Annotated in this window: 13 protein-coding genes; 2 read left to right on the top strand and 11 right to left on the bottom strand. The window is 66.4% G+C overall.

All coding sequences use genetic code 11. The annotated features are described in order from the left end of the window. Nucleotides 1–186: 186 nt before the first annotated feature. The 6 genes from VVR85_RS01275 to dapB form a co-directional block, all read right to left on the bottom strand. Nucleotides 187–3,405, bottom strand: a complete 3,219-nt coding sequence (locus tag VVR85_RS01275) for a DNA translocase FtsK (protein ID WP_368519159.1) — start codon at nucleotides 3,403–3,405, stop codon at nucleotides 187–189. Between the two features lie 77 nt (nucleotides 3,406–3,482). Continuing rightward, a complete protein-coding gene (locus tag VVR85_RS01270; RefSeq protein ID WP_368519158.1) occupies nucleotides 3,483–4,109 on the bottom strand; it encodes a TIGR03085 family metal-binding protein in 627 nt (208 codons plus the stop codon). Nucleotides 4,110–4,172: 63 nt separating this feature from the next. After that, on the bottom strand, nucleotides 4,173–6,335 hold the full coding sequence (locus VVR85_RS01265) for a ribonuclease J (protein ID WP_368519157.1): 2,163 nt from the start codon (nucleotides 6,333–6,335) through the stop codon (nucleotides 4,173–4,175). A gap of 2 nt (nucleotides 6,336–6,337) precedes the next feature. After that, nucleotides 6,338–7,246: a 4-hydroxy-tetrahydrodipicolinate synthase gene (gene dapA, locus VVR85_RS01260; RefSeq protein WP_368519156.1), complete on the bottom strand. Its 909-nt coding sequence runs from the start codon at nucleotides 7,244–7,246 to the stop codon at nucleotides 6,338–6,340. Nucleotides 7,247–7,308: 62 nt separating this feature from the next. After that, complete coding sequence (gene thyX / locus VVR85_RS01255; RefSeq protein ID WP_368519155.1) at nucleotides 7,309–8,061, bottom strand: FAD-dependent thymidylate synthase; 753 nt, start codon at nucleotides 8,059–8,061, stop codon at nucleotides 7,309–7,311. Between the two features lie 3 nt (nucleotides 8,062–8,064). Then, a complete protein-coding gene (gene dapB, locus VVR85_RS01250) occupies nucleotides 8,065–8,811 on the bottom strand; it encodes a 4-hydroxy-tetrahydrodipicolinate reductase (RefSeq protein ID WP_368519154.1) in 747 nt (248 codons plus the stop codon). A 201-nt stretch (nucleotides 8,812–9,012) separates the two neighbouring features. Here dapB and VVR85_RS01245 point away from each other — a divergent pair, with 201 nt between their 5' ends. Together VVR85_RS01245 and VVR85_RS01240 are read left to right on the top strand one after the other, a co-directional pair. Then, nucleotides 9,013–9,429: a VOC family protein gene (locus VVR85_RS01245; RefSeq protein WP_368519153.1), complete on the top strand. Its 417-nt coding sequence runs from the start codon at nucleotides 9,013–9,015 to the stop codon at nucleotides 9,427–9,429. Nucleotides 9,430–9,514: 85 nt separating this feature from the next. Then, nucleotides 9,515–10,177: a hypothetical protein gene (locus VVR85_RS01240; protein ID WP_368519152.1), complete on the top strand. Its 663-nt coding sequence runs from the start codon at nucleotides 9,515–9,517 to the stop codon at nucleotides 10,175–10,177. Between the two features lie 21 nt (nucleotides 10,178–10,198). Here VVR85_RS01240 and VVR85_RS01235 read toward each other — a convergent pair whose 3' ends face one another. The 5 genes from VVR85_RS01235 to VVR85_RS01215 all read right to left on the bottom strand — a co-directional run bounded on the left by VVR85_RS01235 (nucleotide 10,199) and on the right by VVR85_RS01215 (nucleotide 15,822). Then, on the bottom strand, nucleotides 10,199–10,831 hold the full coding sequence (locus VVR85_RS01235) for a DUF1707 domain-containing protein (RefSeq protein WP_368519151.1): 633 nt from the start codon (nucleotides 10,829–10,831) through the stop codon (nucleotides 10,199–10,201). Between the two features lie 82 nt (nucleotides 10,832–10,913). Next, on the bottom strand, nucleotides 10,914–13,166 hold the full coding sequence (locus VVR85_RS01230; protein WP_368519150.1) for a polyribonucleotide nucleotidyltransferase: 2,253 nt from the start codon (nucleotides 13,164–13,166) through the stop codon (nucleotides 10,914–10,916). A gap of 260 nt (nucleotides 13,167–13,426) precedes the next feature. Beyond that, nucleotides 13,427–13,696 (bottom strand): 30S ribosomal protein S15, encoded by a 270-nt coding sequence (gene rpsO / locus VVR85_RS01225; RefSeq protein WP_070768484.1) that lies wholly within the window; start codon nucleotides 13,694–13,696, stop codon nucleotides 13,427–13,429. A 131-nt stretch (nucleotides 13,697–13,827) separates the two neighbouring features. Beyond that, entirely contained in the window at nucleotides 13,828–14,760 is a 933-nt protein-coding gene (locus tag VVR85_RS01220; RefSeq protein WP_368519149.1) for a nucleoside hydrolase, read from the bottom strand. Nucleotides 14,761–14,793: 33 nt separating this feature from the next. After that, nucleotides 14,794–15,822, bottom strand: coding sequence for a bifunctional riboflavin kinase/FAD synthetase (locus VVR85_RS01215; protein ID WP_368519417.1), 1,029 nt, complete (start codon nucleotides 15,820–15,822; stop codon nucleotides 14,794–14,796). Nucleotides 15,823–15,841: the final 19 nt, after the last annotated feature.

Here is a 15,841-nt window from a genome sequence, read left to right as displayed (position 1 = left end):
GCACTTATCCCTCCGGTCGTTACAGCAAAAAATGGACCGGAGGTCTCCCCCGCCCGGATGACCGGGCCGGCGCGACCGGGAGCGGGCAGTGTGTGCTGCCGCTGCCGTGTTGACGATCAGCGCCGAAGAATGGGGTACTCCCCTCCAAGACTCGATTAATCCTACACGAGTCCGCCCGCGGCGGCCCTAAAACGCCCCCGACGACGGGTTGTAGGTTGCCTGTACGGTGCGGGTATCTTCCCCACCGGCAGGTGCCCCATCCGGGTTGGTGTCCGCCTCACCGGCGGCGCCCGCAGCTTCCTGCTGGGCCATTTCCTCTTGCACCTCCTTGGGTGCCTCGGCCGGGTCGGCGCCCTTGATGTACCACAGCATGGTCTCGAGTTCCTCGGGCTTGGTGAGCACCTCGCGGGCCTTCGAACCCTCCGAGGGCCCCACGACGCCGCGGGATTCCATCAGGTCCATCAGGCGACCGGCCTTGGCGAAGCCGATGCGCAGCTTGCGCTGCAGCATCGACGTGGAGCCCAGCTGGGAAGTGACGACGAGCTCGACGGCCTCCAGGAGGTCGTCCATATCCTTTCCGATATCGTCGTCGATTTCCTTCTTCTTGCTATCCTGCTTCTCCTCGGTAACACCCTCGGTGTAATTCGGCTGGGCCTGCCGCTTGGCGGCATCGACCACGGCCTGGACTTCCTCGTCCGTGACGAACGCGCCTTGCAGGCGCTGCGGCTTGCCGGCGCCCTGCGGGATGAACAGGGCGTCGCCCATGCCGATGAGCTTTTCCGCCCCGCCCTGGTCCAGGATGACGCGGGAGTCGGTCAGCGAGGAGGTGGCGAACGCCAGGCGGGATGGCACGTTGGTCTTGATCAGACCGGTGACGACGTCGACGGACGGGCGCTGGGTAGCCAAGACCAAGTGGATGCCGGCCGCGCGGGCCTTCTGGGTAATACGCACGATGGAGTCCTCGATTTCCTTCGGCGCCGTCATCATCAGGTCAGCCAGCTCGTCGACCACGCAGACGATGTACGGGTACGGGCGCACGTCGCGCTGGGAGCCGGCAGGGGCCTGGTACTCGCCGGAGCGCACCTTGGCGTTGAAGTCCTCGATCTTGCGGACGCGCGCGGATTTCATGTCCAGGTAGCGCTGCTCCATCTCCTCGACCAGCCACTGCAGGGCGGCCGCGGCCTTCTTCGGCTGCGTGATGATCGGGGTGATGAGGTGCGGGATGCCCTCGTACGGGGTCAGCTCGACCATCTTCGGATCGACCAGGATGAGGCGCACCTGTTCCGGCGTAGCGCGGGTAAGCAGGGAAACCAGCATGGAGTTCACGAACGCCGACTTACCGGAACCGGTAGCACCGGCCACCAGCAGGTGGGGCATCTTCTTGACCGAGGCCGAGACGAAGTCGCCCTCGATGTCCTTGCCCAGTCCGATGAGCATCGGGTCGGTCTGCGCACGGGTAGCCGGGGCGTCGAGCACCTCGCGCAGGCGCACCATCTCGCGGTCCGGGTTGGGGACCTCGATGCCCACGGCGGACTTACCCGGGATCGGGGTCAGCAGGCGCAGGTTGTCGGTGGCCACCGCGTAGGCCAGGTTGGACTGCAAGTTGGTCACCTTCGAGACCTTCACGCCCGGGCCCAGCTCGATCTCGTAGCGGGTCACTGTCGGCCCGCGGCTGAATCCGGTCACCTGGGCGTTGACCTTGAACTCCTCGAAGACGTCCGTGATAGCCGCGATGATGTGGTCGTTGACCTCGGTGCGCTCCTTCGCCGGAGTGCCGGCGGTCAGCAGATCCGTCGTCGGCAGGTCGTAGTCGCCGTCCTCGGTCGTCGCCGGGGTCGCCGGAGCAGCCGCTGCGACAGGCTCTTCCGCCGGCTCTTCCTCGTCGGCGGCCTTCCCTCTAGCAGGGTCTTGGCCGGAGCGGGCGATAATCGCCTGGCGCATGGCCTCCCGCGAAGCCGAGACCGCGTCATCGGACTTCGACTGAGCACCAGCCGAGCGCGGCGTGGACTGCGCGCCCGCGTCCAGGGTGCGCGTGGGCTCCGCAGCCCCGGCGTCCTGGGAAGCGCTAAACAGGTCTTCCGGTTCCGGGGTTGCGTCGCGCACGACCGGGATCTCGTTGGTATCCGCCAGCTCGTCGCGCTGGCTGGACTTGCTCCCGGCCGACCGGCCCGGGTTGTTCAGGGCGGTGGTCTCCGCCTCCGAGGAGTTCCAGGCAGAAGCCGGGGACGCGGCGGCACCAGCCGCGCCCGCAGCACCAGCGGCGCCCGCGGCAGCAGAACCAGCGCCCGGGCCCGACTGCGGGGCCGGCTTCGGCTTCTGGGGCAGTAGGCGCCCGGTGGCCCGGCGGGCCGTGGAACGGCGCTCGGTGTTGCGGCCGGCGGCGATATCGTCGATGTGATCGCTGACCTGGCTGTAGGCGTCGTCGTCGGCGTCCTCCTCCGCGGCGTCCTTGCCGCGCAGGCCGGAAATGGTATCAACCAGCAGATCCCACGCCTCGCGCACGGTAATGCCGGTGACCTTCAGCGCGCCGTAGACGATGACTAGGAAGAGCAGCGGCACGGCTACGTAGCCCGAGAAACCCAGGGCCAGCAGCCCGCCGGTCCAAGCGCCCACGGCGCCGCCGGCGCTCATGCGGTCGGCCCACTCAGTGGGGTCGCCGGCGAAGATGTGGATAAGCCCCAGCATGGAGACCACGATGAGGGTCGTGCCGAGGATGACCCGGGGCGGGATGCCGCCCGAGGGCCCGCCGATGCGCAGCATGAGCACCAGCGCCAGGGCAACCAGGGCGACGGGCAGCACGAGGGCGCCCGCGCCGATGACAAGGTGGACCACGGTAGCAATGCCGGCGCCGATGGGGCCGGCGATGTCCAGCCACACGGAGGCACCGATCACCGCGGCCAGGCCCAGCAGGATCAGGCCAACCGCGTCCGGGTTGCCGATGGATATGCCGGCCTCCGCGCCGTCCTCTTCGGTGTCTAGCGCGCCGTGTTCGTCAATCTCTTCTTCCAATTTCGACCTTTTCGACGGGGTGTCCTCAGGCGTAATCTCTGACTTCTTTCTCTTGGCGCGGCGCGGCCGCTTAGTGTTCTGCTCCACCGGCGCCGCAGCGCCGTCGCTATGATCGTTACCGGGGTTGCCCTCGTCCAGCAAGTCTTCGTCGCTCGGCTTCAGGCTTGCCAGGCCCCGGCTCACGCCGCGGGCGGTGGCCGAAAACATCGCCCCCACCCCGTGCCCGACCGCACGGAAAGCGCTGCCGGTGCGAGGATGCTCGCTCTCGGCAGCGCTGGGTACCGCTAAAGTCTCGGGCGCCTTGCCACGGCCCGCCGGACGCGCCCGCTTGGCCGGCGATGGTTTGTTGCGGCCAGGGGAACTACTGCGGCGAGACGAGACATTCTTGACAGACATGCCTGTAACTCTAGCCGCTTATACCCCACTAATCACAGGCGCAACACACAGTTCACGAAGAAAAGTTGCGGTCAAGCCTAAAGACTAGACTTCACGATGGCGGACTTGTCGCCTGCGATCTCCACCTGGGCCGCGTCCCGGCCGTAGACCCACAGCAGCAGCTCGGCCGGCTGCCCGGAGACAGCCACCACGGCGTCGCCGCGCTCGGCCACTCCCCGCTTGTCCGCGGCCACGATCCGGCGCCCGCCGGCCGGGTGCAGGATGACGGGCAGCCGCGACTTCTTCAACATCAGTGGAGCAAAGCGCTGGAGCGTAGCGGAAAATTCGTCGTCGACCACCGCGGAAAATTCCCGCGGCTCGGTCTGGCCGTTGGCCCGGCGCACGTCCTCGTGGTGGATAAAGTTCTCCGCGAAGTTCAGCTTGGAGTCCAGCAAGAAGAACGGGCTCCACTTCGGCGGGCCCGCACGCCAGGCGTTGACCAGTTTCACGTAGTCGCGGCTTTTTACCTGCTTGGTTACCTTGTCCAGGTGGCCGCTCAGCGCCGGGATGAACATTCCGGCGGCCGCGTCGGGGCGGTGCTCGCGCAGCCAGAGATGCGCGGCCATGTCGTGGGTGGTCCAGCCCTCGCACAGGGTATCGGCGTCGGGGCCTAGGTCGATGAAAAGATCGGCTAGTCGGTTTCTTTCAGTACCGGAAAAAGACATGCTCCCCAGCATATCCCTTCAACCATGGGAAGGGAGCTGGGGAGCATGCGCGGCGTTTAAGCGCTACAGGGATTCGCGGGCGCTGTGGACCTCGTCGTCATCAATCAGCGAACCGTCGCCCGAGGTGGGAACGATGGTCGGCAGGATGACCGGCTCACGCTTGTACTTGGAATCCATGAGCTTGGAGACCTTGCGGCGAATCTTCTGCACCATGCGGTAGGTGTCGTTCTCGCCCTCGGCAGCCAGGTCGTTCATGGTGTTCTCGACCAGCTCGGCTACCTCCGGGACCACGGAGCGATCGTCGTCGCTGAAGCCCGTGGTCGCGACCGTCGGGTGCTCCATCAGGCGGGAGGTGCGGTTGTCGATAACACAGGTAATCGACACCACGCCGCCGGAGCCCAGGTTGGTGCGGTCGGCCAGCGTGTCCGCGTCGACCTCACCCATGTTCACGCCGTCGACGTAGAGGTTGCCGACCTGGATCTGGCCCACGACCTGAGCACGGCCGTTGTGCAGGTCGACGACAACGCCGTTCTGCGCCAGCACGACGCGGTCGCGGTCGACACCGGTCGAAATCGCCAGCTCCTTGTTGGCGCGCAGGTGGCGCCACTCGCCGTGGACCGGCATGGCGTTCTTCGGGCGCGCGGCATTGTAGAGGAAGAGCAGCTCGCCGCCGTAACCGTGGCCAGAGGCGTGCACCTTGGCCTCCTTGTTGGTTACAACCTCGGCGCCAATCTGCGACAGCATGTTAATGACGCCGAAGACGGCTTCCTCGTTGCCCGGAATGAGCGAGGAGGAAAAGACGATGAGATCGCCGTCGCGGACGGTGATCTGGCGGTGCTCGCGGCGGGCCATGCGCGACAGCGCGGCCATCGGCTCGCCCTGGGTACCGGTGGTGATCAGGACCGTCTTGTGCGGGGCCATCTTGGCGACCTCGTCAATCGGCACGATAGTGCCGCGCGGGACCTTCAAAAAGCCCATCTTCTCCGCGATCTCCATGTTGCGCATCATGGAGCGGCCATTGAAGGCGACCTTGCGGCCGGCGGCCACGGCGGCATCGATAGCCGCCTGCACGCGGTAGACGTTGGACGCGAAGGAGGCGATGATGACGCGCTGACGGGCGTTGGCCACCAGGCGCTTGAAGGTGGCCGGGATGTCACCCTCCGAGGCGGAAACGCCCGGGACGTTGGCGTTCGTGGAGTCGCACAGCATCAGGTCCACGCCCTCGTCGCCGTAGCGGGACAGGGCCGGCAGGTCGGTCGGGCGACCGTCCAGCGGGGTCTGGTCCATCTTGATGTCGCCGGTGTGGATGATGTTGCCGGCCGGGGTGCCCAGCATGATGCCCAGGGCATCCGGCACGGAGTGGTTGACGGCCCAGAAACGCGCGCGGAACGGGCCGTAGGAAACGTCCGACTTCTCGTTGACCTCGACGAACTTCGGCTTTTGGCGGTGCTCCTTGCACTTGGCCGCGATCAGCGCGATGGTGAAGCGGGAGGCGACGATCGGGATATCCGGGCGCAGCTTCAGCAGCCACGGGATAGCGCCGATGTGGTCCTCGTGCGCGTGGGTGACCACGAGGGCCTCGACCTTGTCCAGGCGGTCTTCGATCGGGCCGAAGTCCGGCAGGATGAGGTCCACGCCCGGCTCGCCCGAGGACGGGAAGAGCACGCCGCAGTCGATGATCAGCAGGCGACCGTCGTATTCGAAGACGGTCATGTTGCGGCCGATCTCGGAGATGCCGCCCAGCGCGTAGATACGCAGGGAGCCCTTGGCCTGCTTCGGCGGCTCCGGCAGGCGCTTGGTCAGATCCGCGCCCTGCATGGACTTGGGCACGTTGCGGCGGCCCCGGTTGTTGTTGCGGTTGTTCTTGCCGCCCTTACCGTTGCCGTTGTTATTGCCGTTGTTGTTATTGCCGTTGCTACCGCCACGGCCGCGACCGCGGCCGCCGCGGGAACCACGGGAGCGGTTGGAACGGCGGTTGCCGCCGTTGTTGTTGCCGTTACCGCCGTGGTTGTCGTTGCCCTGGTTGCCGCCGTTGTTCTGATTGTTCTTGTTATCAGAATTGCCGTTGTTGTTTCCGTTGCCGCCGTCTGCACCGGAAGTGTCGTTTCCGGCGTTCTGCGGGGCCTGGAATACCGGCGATGCCGCCTCGTTGGAGGCTGCTTCTTGGCCCGTCGGCGGGCCCGCCTTGCGGGTCACTTTCCGGGCACGGTTTCGAGATTCAGTCATACTTATAGGACTCCAGCTTGTTGCATATCGCGGCGGAGTTCGGTCAGCTCATCCTCGGTGGCTGCCAGAATAGGCAGCCGCGGTTCGCCGACGTCGATTCCCTGCAGTCGCAGGGCCGCCTTGGCTAAGGTGGCGCCGCCCAGACGCGCTTGGGCGTGAACGAGCGGGGCCAGAGTATTTACGTTTATATCCCTTGCACGGGCAAGGTTTCCTTCTGAGAAAGAAGCATAAAGCTCCACAAGAGCCTGCGGGGCGGCATGGCCGATGACCGAGATGAAACCGCTGGCCCCCATGGCAAGCCACGGGAGGTTGAGCGGATCATCGCCGGAGTACCACGCCAGTCCGGTCTCTTGCATTAATTGAGCGCCGAGTGGCAGGTCGCCCTTCGCGTCCTTCACGGCCGCGACGGTGGGCAGCTCAGCCAGCCGGCGTAACGTATCCGCGTGGATCGGGATACCGGAGCGACCAGGAATGTCGTAGACGCAAATTGGCAGATCGGTGGCGCCAGCAATTTCGGTGAAGTGCGCCAGGACTCCCGCCTGCGAAGGCTTGGAGTAATACGGGGTCACGACCAAGAGGCTGTCCGCCCCCGCATTCGCCATGGTGCGGGCAAGCTCTACGGAAGACACCGTATTATTGGTTCCCGCACCAGCGCAAATTCGTGCCCTGCCGCCCACCTCGTCCTTAACGGCCTTTAGCATTTCAGTCTTCTCCGCCACGGTGGTGGTGGGAGACTCACCCGTAGTGCCCCCAACGATGAGGGAATCGATGCCGTTGTCCACGAGGTGCGCAGCAAGCTCTCGAGCCCGGCCCAAGTCCAGGGCGCCGTCCTGGTCAAACGGTGTGACCATGGCGACCCCGACGCGGCCGAAGGTCTCGATGCCGGTCTGTGCAGTCATACCTGTGCTCATAGGCGTCAAGGATACCCGCTTATCGACGAGCTGCGGGCATCCGCCCCCGGCATGGCGGTGTTCTAGCCCGCGTAGGGGCTGGCAGCCATCTCCGTGCCGTCGGACAACGTGGTGATGTGGAAATCATCAAAGAGCACGGGCGCCTGCTGGGACAAAAGCCGCAGGCAGGCCACGGCCACCGCGCGGAGCTCCGTGTCCGCGTGCTCCGTCGCCCGCGCGGCGATGAACTGGCGCCAGGTGCGGTAGTTGCCCGTGACCACGATCCGAGACTCGGTCGCGTTCGGCAGGATGGCCCGCGCAGCCTGGCGCGCCTGCTTCTTGCGCAACAGCGCGTTGGGCTCGTCCTCCAGCTTCTCCTCCAGCGCGTGGAGCAGCTCCTCGTAGACGAAACGGCTCTCATCCACCGCGGACAGCAGCAGTCGGGTCAGCTGCTCGTCCCGAGCGATGGGGTCCGGCAGTACGACGGAGGCCCGCTCGGGGTGGACGTAGCGCTGCGAGAGCTGGGAGAAGGAGAAGTGCCGGTGCCGCACCAGCTCGTGGGTGGCCGAGCGGGAGATGCCGCGGATGTAGAGCGTCGCCGTGGCGTGCTCGAGCAGGCCGGCGTGGCCGACCTCCAGGATGTGCCGCAGGTAGGCGGCGTTGGTCGCGGTGCGCGGGTTCGGCTTGTCGAAGGACTCGTAGCAGGCCCGGCCCGCGAACTCGACCAGCGCCTCGGCATCCGTGGCCGTGGCATCCGCTTGCCATTCCACCCCGGTGGGGGCGTGAAAGGCCGTCGCCGCAATTAGCTCGACCTGCAGGTTACTGACCTCAGCCATGACCTAGAGTCCCAGGTAGGATTCCAGCCCAACCACCAGGCCCGGGCGGTCGGCGATGTTGCGGACGCCGACCAGCACGCCCGGTACGAAGGAGGTGCGGTCGTAAGAGTCCTGGCGGATGGTCAGGCTCTGGCCCTGGGCGCCGAAGATGACCTCCTCGTGGGCCACCATGCCGCGGGTGCGCACCGCGTGGACCGGCACGCCGTCCACGTTGGCGCCGCGGGCGCCGTCCAGGGTCTTCTCCGTGGCGTCGGGCATCGGGCCCATACCGGCTTCCTGGCGGGCGGCGGCAATCCCCTCGGCGGTGTGCACGGCCGTACCAGACGGCGCGTCCAGCTTCGTCGGGTGGTGGTACTCCACGACCTCGGCGGTCTCGAAGTACTGGGCGACCTGGCGGGAGAGCACCATGGTCAGCACGGCGGAGATAGCGAAGTTCGGCGCGATCAGCACGTGGCCCGCGCCGGAGGCCTGCGTCCACTGCTTGACCTGGGCCAGGCGGTCCTTGTCGAAGCCGGTGGTGCCCACGACGCAGTGGATGCCGTTGGACACGCAGTATTCCAGGTTGCCCATGACGGAATCCGGGGTGGTGAAGTCCACGACGACCTGGACGCCGTTGGTCTTGAGCAGCTCCAGGGAGTCGCCGTGGTCAATGGTCGCCGCCAGGTCGAGGTCTTCGGCAGCCTGCACCGCCTCCACGACGGCCTCGCCCACGCGCCCCTTTGCGCCCAGCACACCGACTTGAATATTCATCGCGCTACCTTCTTCCTGTAGTGGTCTCGTCTCGTTCCGCGTCATCCGCCCGCACCTAACCGCGCGGGAAGGCACGGCCGCTCACAGCGGGAGGCGGTGGCGGAAGACGACGGATACACGGCTGCGGGCCGGGGCCCGCGTTCTGTTACCCCGGCCATTCTACCGCCCGGCCGCCAGGCTTTGGCCACTATACTGACTCCCATGCGCATGTATATCGGTTCCATTCTGGTCGATGATGTGGCCCACGCCCACGATTTCTACGTCGGTACGCTTGGCTTCCAGGTCAAGGACGACGTCACGCACGGCGATTTCCGCTGGCTGACCATCACCAACCCGACGCAGCTGGCCGCGGACGGCTCGGTGCTGCCCGGGGCCGGCATGGAAATCGTGCTCGAGCCCAAGGGGCACCCCGCCGCCGGCCAGTTCACCGACGCCCTGCGCGCGGCCGGGATGCCACTGACCCAGTTCCTCACCGACGATCTGGACCGGGACTACGCGGAGCTACAAGACCGCGGCGTGGAGTTCACCATGGAGCCGACCGACGTGGGACCGTCCCGGATCGCGGTCTTCGACGATACCTGCGGCAACCTGATCCAGATTGTGGAGCTCAAGAACTAGCAACCGCTGGTCACAATTAACAACCGTCACACGCGTTTCGGCTAAACTGGGGATAACCTTTACCTACCCAAGGAGATGACTCCCTATGCGCCAGTGGATCTCTACCCTCGCTCCCCTCGCGGTGGCCGGCCTCGTCCTCACCGGCTGCGCGAATGACGATAATTCCGACAACGCGAACGACACCTCCTCCCCCAGCACCGTGACGTCTACCTCCGCCGCCCCCGACAACGAGGCCGCGGCGGCCGAATCCTCCACCGTCCAGAAGGGCGCGACCGCCCCTGCGGGCGGGGCATCCGACGGGGTGAAGATGCTGGGCACCCCGTCCCTGGACGATGAGCAGCACATGGCCCAAGGCGCCGGTGAGCTGGTCCCGGTGCGCGTGCGCACCGCGGAGCACGCCGGCTTTACCCGCATGGTCATCGAATTTAGCGGTAAAGGCCCCGCCAGCTGGTTCGCCAGCTACACCGACGCGCCCACCCAGCAGGCCTCCGGGTACCCCGTCGAGGTAGCCGGCAACGCCTTCTTGGACCTAGGAATCGAGCCCACCCCGTGGCCGTCCACGCCGGAGCTGGAGGAACAATACTTAGATACCGGTAGCTTCCCGGGCGCCGGCGTCATCGAAGAGGTCCAGTTCACCAGCGCCTTCGAGGCCCAGTCCCAGTTCGTCGTGGGCCTGAAAGAAAAAGTCCCCTACTCCGTGACGTATATGGATGGCCCGCCGCGCGTGGTCATCGACTTTGCCGGCTAAGTAGGCGAGCGCCGGAAAGGATTAGTCCTTCCGGCGGCGCACCTCCGGCACGCGGATGATGTCGCTGCCGCCCATGAGCGCGTAGTTGACCAGCACGATAGTCGGCGCGTCTTCCGGGACCTCCGAGAGCGGGACGGTCACGCCCGGGCCGTTCTTGACGGTCGCGCCGCCCATAATCCCGAAGCCTTCCAGGCGGATGTTGTAGTTTTCCGGCACGCGGATTTCCGAGCCGCCCATGAGGTCCCAGGCGTTGATGACCACGCGGTTGGCGCCGATGGTGGCCTCCGAGAAGTCCAGCTCGCTGCCGCCCATGATGCTCAAGGCAAAGTGGCTGGGCTCGCAGTGCCAGCCGCCGAAGCGCTCTGCCCCGCCCATGATGCCGATCGAAAACTTCGAGCCCTCCCGGTTGGGAACCACCACGGGGTAGCTGGCGTTGCGCGCTGGCGCGGGCGTGTCCCGCTTGTCTAGGTCGTGGCTTAGCCCCAAGTCGTCGACCAGCTCGGTGAGCTGGTCCACGTAGGTGGCCTCCCAGACGCGCTGGGAGCGTTCGTCGAATTCAGCCAAGCTGATCTTGCCCTCGCTGAAAGCCTGGCTGACCAGCTCAGCGGCTGCGTGGCGCTGCTTATCGCCAGCGCGCTGTCGGGGTGTGTCCATACATCTAACGATACAAGAAAAGGGGCCTTCCGGCCCCTTAACTATCGATCGCTAGGTCATTGACCTACCAGCCGCTGGATTATTAGTCCTCGTCGACCGGCACCAGGGAGATCTTGCCGCGGTTGTCGATGTCGGCGATTTCGACCTGGATCTTGTCGCCCACGTTGACCACGTCCTCGACCTTTTCGATGCGCTCGTCGCCACCCAGCTTGGAGATGTGGATGAGCCCGTCGCGGCCCGGGGTCAGGGAGACGAACGCGCCGAAGGCGACGGTCTTGACGACCGTGCCCAGGAAGCGCTCCCCGACCTTCGGCAGCTGCGGGTTGGCAATCGAGTTGATCTTGTCCAGGGCGGCGTCGGCGGCCTCGCCGGACTCGGCGGAGACGTAGACGGTGCCGTCGTCCTCGATGGTGATGTCGGCGCCGGTCTCCTCCGTGATGGAGTTGATGGTCTTGCCCTTCGGGCCGATGAGCTCACCGATCTTGTTGACCGGGACCTGCACGGAGGTAATCTTCGGCGCCAGCGGGGACATCTCGTCTGGGCCTTCGATGACCTCGGCCATGGTGGCCAGGATGGCGGAGCGGGCATCGCGAGCCTGCTCCAGCGCGTCAGCCAGCACGGCGGACGGGATGCCGTCCAGCTTGGTGTCCAGCTGCAGGGCGGTGATGTATTCGGAGGTACCGGCGACCTTGAAGTCCATGTCGCCGAAGGCGTCCTCCGCGCCCAGGATGTCGGTCAGGGCGACGAACTTCTCCTTGCCGTCGACCTCGCCGGAGACCAAGCCCATGGCGATGCCGGCCACCGGGGCCTTCAGCGGGACGCCGGCGTTGTACAGCGACAGCGTCGAGGCGCAGACCGAGCCCATCGAGGTCGAGCCGTTCGAGCCCAGCGCCTCGGAGACCTGGCGGATGGCGTACGGGAAGTCCTCGCGGGACGGGATGACCGGCAGCAGGGCGCGCTCGGCCAGCGCGCCGTGGCCGATCTCGCGGCGCTTCGGGGAGCCGACGCGGCCGGTCTCGCCGGTGGAGTACGGCGGGAAGTTGTAGTGGTGCATGTAGCGCTTCGACTCGACCGGGGTCAGGGAGTCGATGTGCTGCTCCATCTTCAGCATGTCCAGGGTGGTCACGCCCAGGATCTGGGTCTCGCCGCGCTCGAACAGGGAGGAACCGTGGGCGCGCGGGACCAGCTCGACCTCGACACCCAGGTCGCGGATGTCGGTGACGCTGCGGCCGTCGATGCGGAAGCCCTCGGTCAGGATCTTGTGGCGGACGATCTCCTTCATCACCGCGTTATAAGCGCTGCGGATCTGCTTGGAGGCGTCGTCGTCCTCGAAGCGCTCGAGCAGTTCGGCCTCGACCTGCTCCATGTGCTCGTTGGTAGCCTCGTCGCGCTCCTGCTTGCCGGCAATGGTCAGCAGCTTCTCCAGCTTCTTGCTGGCCTTCTTCTCCACGGCCTGGAAGATCTCGTCCGAGTAGGCCGGGAAGAGCGGGAACTCCTGGGTCTCCTTGGCCACGCGCTCGGCCAGGCCGGCCTGGGCCTCGCACAGGGTCTTGATGAACGGCTTGGCGGCCTCCAGGCCCTCGGCCACGGCGGACTCCTGCGGCGCCGGGGCACCCTCGGCCACGCGCTCGGCCACGTTGATGCCGGCGCCGGCCTCGACCATCATGATGGCCACGTCTTCGACGGTCTTGCGGCCCTTCTTGCGCTGGACAATGCGGCCGGCCACGACCATCTCGAACAGCGCGCGGTCGTGCTGCTCGGAGTTCGGGAAGGCCACCCACTGGCCCTCCGGGTGCTTCTGATCGGCGATAAACGCCATGCGGACGCCGCCCACGGCGCCCGAGACCGGCAGGCCGGACAGCTGGGTCGCGGCGGAAGCGCCGTTGATGGCCACGACGTCGTAGTACTCATCCGGGGCCTGGGACATCACGGTGATGACGACCTGGACCTCGTTGCGCAGGCCCTTGACGAAGGTCGGGCGCAGCGGGCGGTCAATCAGGCGGCAGGCCAGGATGGCCTCGGTGGACGGGCGGCCCTCGCGGCGGAAGAACGAGCCCGGGATCTTGCCCGCGGCGTACATGCGCTCTTCCACGTCCACGGTCAGCGGGAAGAAGTCGAAGCCCTCCCGCGGCTGGTTGGAGGCCGTGGTGGTGGCCAGCAGCATGGTGTCGTCGTCCAGGTAGGTGGTCACCGAGCCGTCGGCCTGGCGGGCCAACTGCCCGGTCTCGAAGCGGATGGTGCGGGTACCGAAGTCCCCGTTATCCAGCGTGGCGATAGCTTCGGTGATGCCGAAGTCTTCGTCGTTTACATACTCAACAGCGTTGTTAGCGCTCATTAAAGTTAATTCTCCTCATCATCCGGCAATCGTCGGTGTCGCCGGTAGTCGTACAACGTTGAATTCACACACAACGGTGCTCAATCGTACCAGCTCAAAAGCCGGACCGATACAACGCCGCCCACGAAAATCGTGGTGGAGACCTCCTAGCCCCGCCGCCACGGCCGCCGGCCGGGCGGGAGAAAACGCCTAAGAGATCGCAAAAAAGGCGCTGAGCACGACAGGTGCTCAACGCCTTGTGCGACAATCGACGCTGGAAATTAGCGACGCAGGCCCAGACGGGAAATCAGGTCACGGTAGCGGTCGATGTTGGTGGAAGCCAGGTACTTCAGCAGGCCGCGGCGACGGCCGACCAGCAGCAGCAGGCCACGACGGGAGTGGTGATCCTGCTTGTGGTCCTTCAGGTGCTCGGTCAGGTTGCTGATGCGGTAGGTCAGCAGGGCCACCTGGGCTTCCGGGGAGCCGGTATCGGTCTCGTGGAGGCCGTATTCCTTCAGGATCTCGGCCTTCTTCTCAGTGGTCAGTGCCATGAGATAATCTCCTCAAACATATTTCAGTCCGCATGAAATCAAGCACCCAAAAAGGCGCCGCCGCAACTGCTGCGGACCGCAGTCACAAAGCTATCCGGAAATCTTAGCTGCTAGCGGCGCAAACCACCAAATCACACGAGCACGCGCTCGAGCCGGCGGACGAAGCCGTCGACGAAACGCTCGGCGTCGACATCCAGGGCGACTGCTACCCCGGAGTCCTCCCCGATCCGGGATTCGTCCCCGATGGTGCGCCCGATAGTGGGCCCGTCCACGTCGACCTTGAGCGGCATCCGCCGGCAGCCGACCAGGTCTGGCTCCGCGGCGACCGCCACGGCCAACGGGTCGTGCAGGCCGCACCCGCCCAGGTGGGGCGAGTTTTTCGCGTAGGCGTCGATGTAGAAATCCACCATGTCGGCATAGGCCACGCTCGCCGCCGTGCCGGCGGCCCGCCAGGCCCGGGTGGTCGCCCGCGTCAGCAGCGTCTGCAAAGTCACGTCGAGGCCCACCATGGTCAGATCCTGGCAGCCGCGCACGACGGCATCGGTCGCCGCCGGGTCCTGGGAGACGTTTGCCTCGGACCAGGCGGTGACGTTGCCCGGCACGGTCAGCGCCCCGCCCATCATGACGACCGGCAGGCTGGCCACCACCGGGTCGCGCTCCAGGGCCCGGGCCAGGGTGGTCGAGGGCCCGGTGGGCACGAAGACGATATCGCCGGTGTCGCGGTTCTGGTGGGCCATGCGGACTAAGAAATCCACCGCCGGTTCCGGCTCGGGCTGACGCCTGGGCGCGGGCAGCTCTACCCCGCCCAGGCCGTTTGCGCCGTGGATGCCGGCCGAGGCGGCGCTGACCGCAAAGCCCGGGCGCTGCGGGCCGACGAAGACCGGCACGTCTTCGCAACCGAGCAGTTCTAACAGCGCCAAAGTATTGCGCACGCCCACCTCGACCTCAACGTTGCCGTAGGTGCCCAGTACCCCGATAAGCTCGAGGTCCTCGTGGGCCACGGCGAGCGCCAGCGCCAGGGCGTCGTCGATGCCGGTGTCTAGGTCCAGGATGATCTTGCGCACTTAGGCGTCCTTCCTTGCGCTTAGCCGCGCTAGCTAGCTTTCGCTTTCCAGGAAAAAGGTGCCCGGCTCCCAGCCGCAGGCCTGGGCGTCTTGTGCTAGCAGCTGGCGGGTTTTCGCCACGTCGTTGCGCATGGCCGCGAGCAGCTCGTCGACGGAATCGAACTTGACCATGTCGCGGACGTGGGCGGTAAATTGCACCGTCGCGTCGTGGCCGTAGAGATCGGCGCTGCGGTCCAGCACGAAGGATTCCACGGAGCGCTGCTCGTCCCCGAAGGTCGGGTTCGTGCCCACGGAGATCGCCGCCGCGTAGGCCACTCCGGCCTCCATGTTGCCCTCGATAGGCGCGGCGGGCTCGTCGATGGTGAACCAGCCGGCATAGACGCCGTCGGCGGGGATGGCGATGGAGTCCGGGAAGTACTGGTTGGCCGTGGGATAGCCCAGCTCCTTGCCACCGCGCCCGGCCCCGCGGACCACGGGCCCGGAGACCGAGAAGTGCCGCCCCAGCGCCCAGTTGGCCCGGTCGACCTGGCCGGCGGCGAGGAACTGGCGCACCGTGGTCGAGGAGATGCGCACGCCCTCGTCGTCGAGCAGCTCAATGACGTCGACCGCAAAGCCCATCTCCTGGCCCAGCTCTTTCAGGACCGCCGGGGTGCCGGCGGCGTCGGCGCCGAAGGTGAAGTTCGCGCCCACGACCACGCCCTGGGCGTGCAGCTTGTCGACCAAGAGCGTCTGGGCGTAGTCCCGCGGGCTCAGGCCGCACAGCTCGTGGGTGAAGTCGATGACGACCACCGCGTCGAGGCCGTAGCGCTCTGCCAGCTGGAAGCGCCGCTGCAGCGTGGTCACCGCCAGCGGGGCGCGCTGCGGCAAGAAGACGGTCACCGGGTGCGGGTCGAAAGTCACCATGACCGCCTTGACGCCCTGGGCGTGGGCCCGGCTCACGGTGCGCTCGATCAGCTGCTGGTGGCCGCGGTGTACGCCGTCGAAGACGCCGATGGTGACCACGCTGGCCGCCAGTTGGTCGCTGATGGCTTCCATTCCATACCAAATATCCACGCCCTCTATGCTAGAACATGGCCGCCCA

It is taken from the genome of Corynebacterium sp. LK2590 (assembly GCF_040946105.1).
Taxonomy (GTDB): Bacteria; Actinomycetota; Actinomycetes; order Mycobacteriales; family Mycobacteriaceae; genus Corynebacterium.
Note: the sequence above shows the minus strand (reverse complement) of the source record. Positions and strands in the feature narration are given on the sequence as shown.

What these genes read in the sequence shown, in the direction of transcription:
- dapB (WP_368519154.1), bottom strand. Translation starts at nt 8,811, where the DNA reads ATGAATATTCAAGTCGGTGTGCTGGGCGCAAAGGGGCGCGTGGGCGAG.
- VVR85_RS01235 (WP_368519151.1), bottom strand. Translation starts at nt 10,831, where the DNA reads ATGGACACACCCCGACAGCGCGCTGGCGATAAGCAGCGCCACGCAGCC.
- dapA (WP_368519156.1), bottom strand. Translation starts at nt 7,246, where the DNA reads ATGAGCACAGGTATGACTGCACAGACCGGCATCGAGACCTTCGGCCGC.
- VVR85_RS01240 (WP_368519152.1), top strand. Translation starts at nt 9,515, where the DNA reads ATGCGCCAGTGGATCTCTACCCTCGCTCCCCTCGCGGTGGCCGGCCTC.
- VVR85_RS01230 (WP_368519150.1), bottom strand. Translation starts at nt 13,166, where the DNA reads ATGAGCGCTAACAACGCTGTTGAGTATGTAAACGACGAAGACTTCGGC.
- VVR85_RS01245 (WP_368519153.1), top strand. Translation starts at nt 9,013, where the DNA reads ATGCGCATGTATATCGGTTCCATTCTGGTCGATGATGTGGCCCACGCC.
- VVR85_RS01275 (WP_368519159.1), bottom strand. Translation starts at nt 3,405, where the DNA reads ATGTCTGTCAAGAATGTCTCGTCTCGCCGCAGTAGTTCCCCTGGCCGC.
- thyX (WP_368519155.1), bottom strand. Translation starts at nt 8,061, where the DNA reads ATGGCTGAGGTCAGTAACCTGCAGGTCGAGCTAATTGCGGCGACGGCC.
- VVR85_RS01270 (WP_368519158.1), bottom strand. Translation starts at nt 4,109, where the DNA reads ATGTCTTTTTCCGGTACTGAAAGAAACCGACTAGCCGATCTTTTCATC.
- VVR85_RS01265 (WP_368519157.1), bottom strand. Translation starts at nt 6,335, where the DNA reads ATGACTGAATCTCGAAACCGTGCCCGGAAAGTGACCCGCAAGGCGGGC.
- rpsO (WP_070768484.1), bottom strand. Translation starts at nt 13,696, where the DNA reads ATGGCACTGACCACTGAGAAGAAGGCCGAGATCCTGAAGGAATACGGC.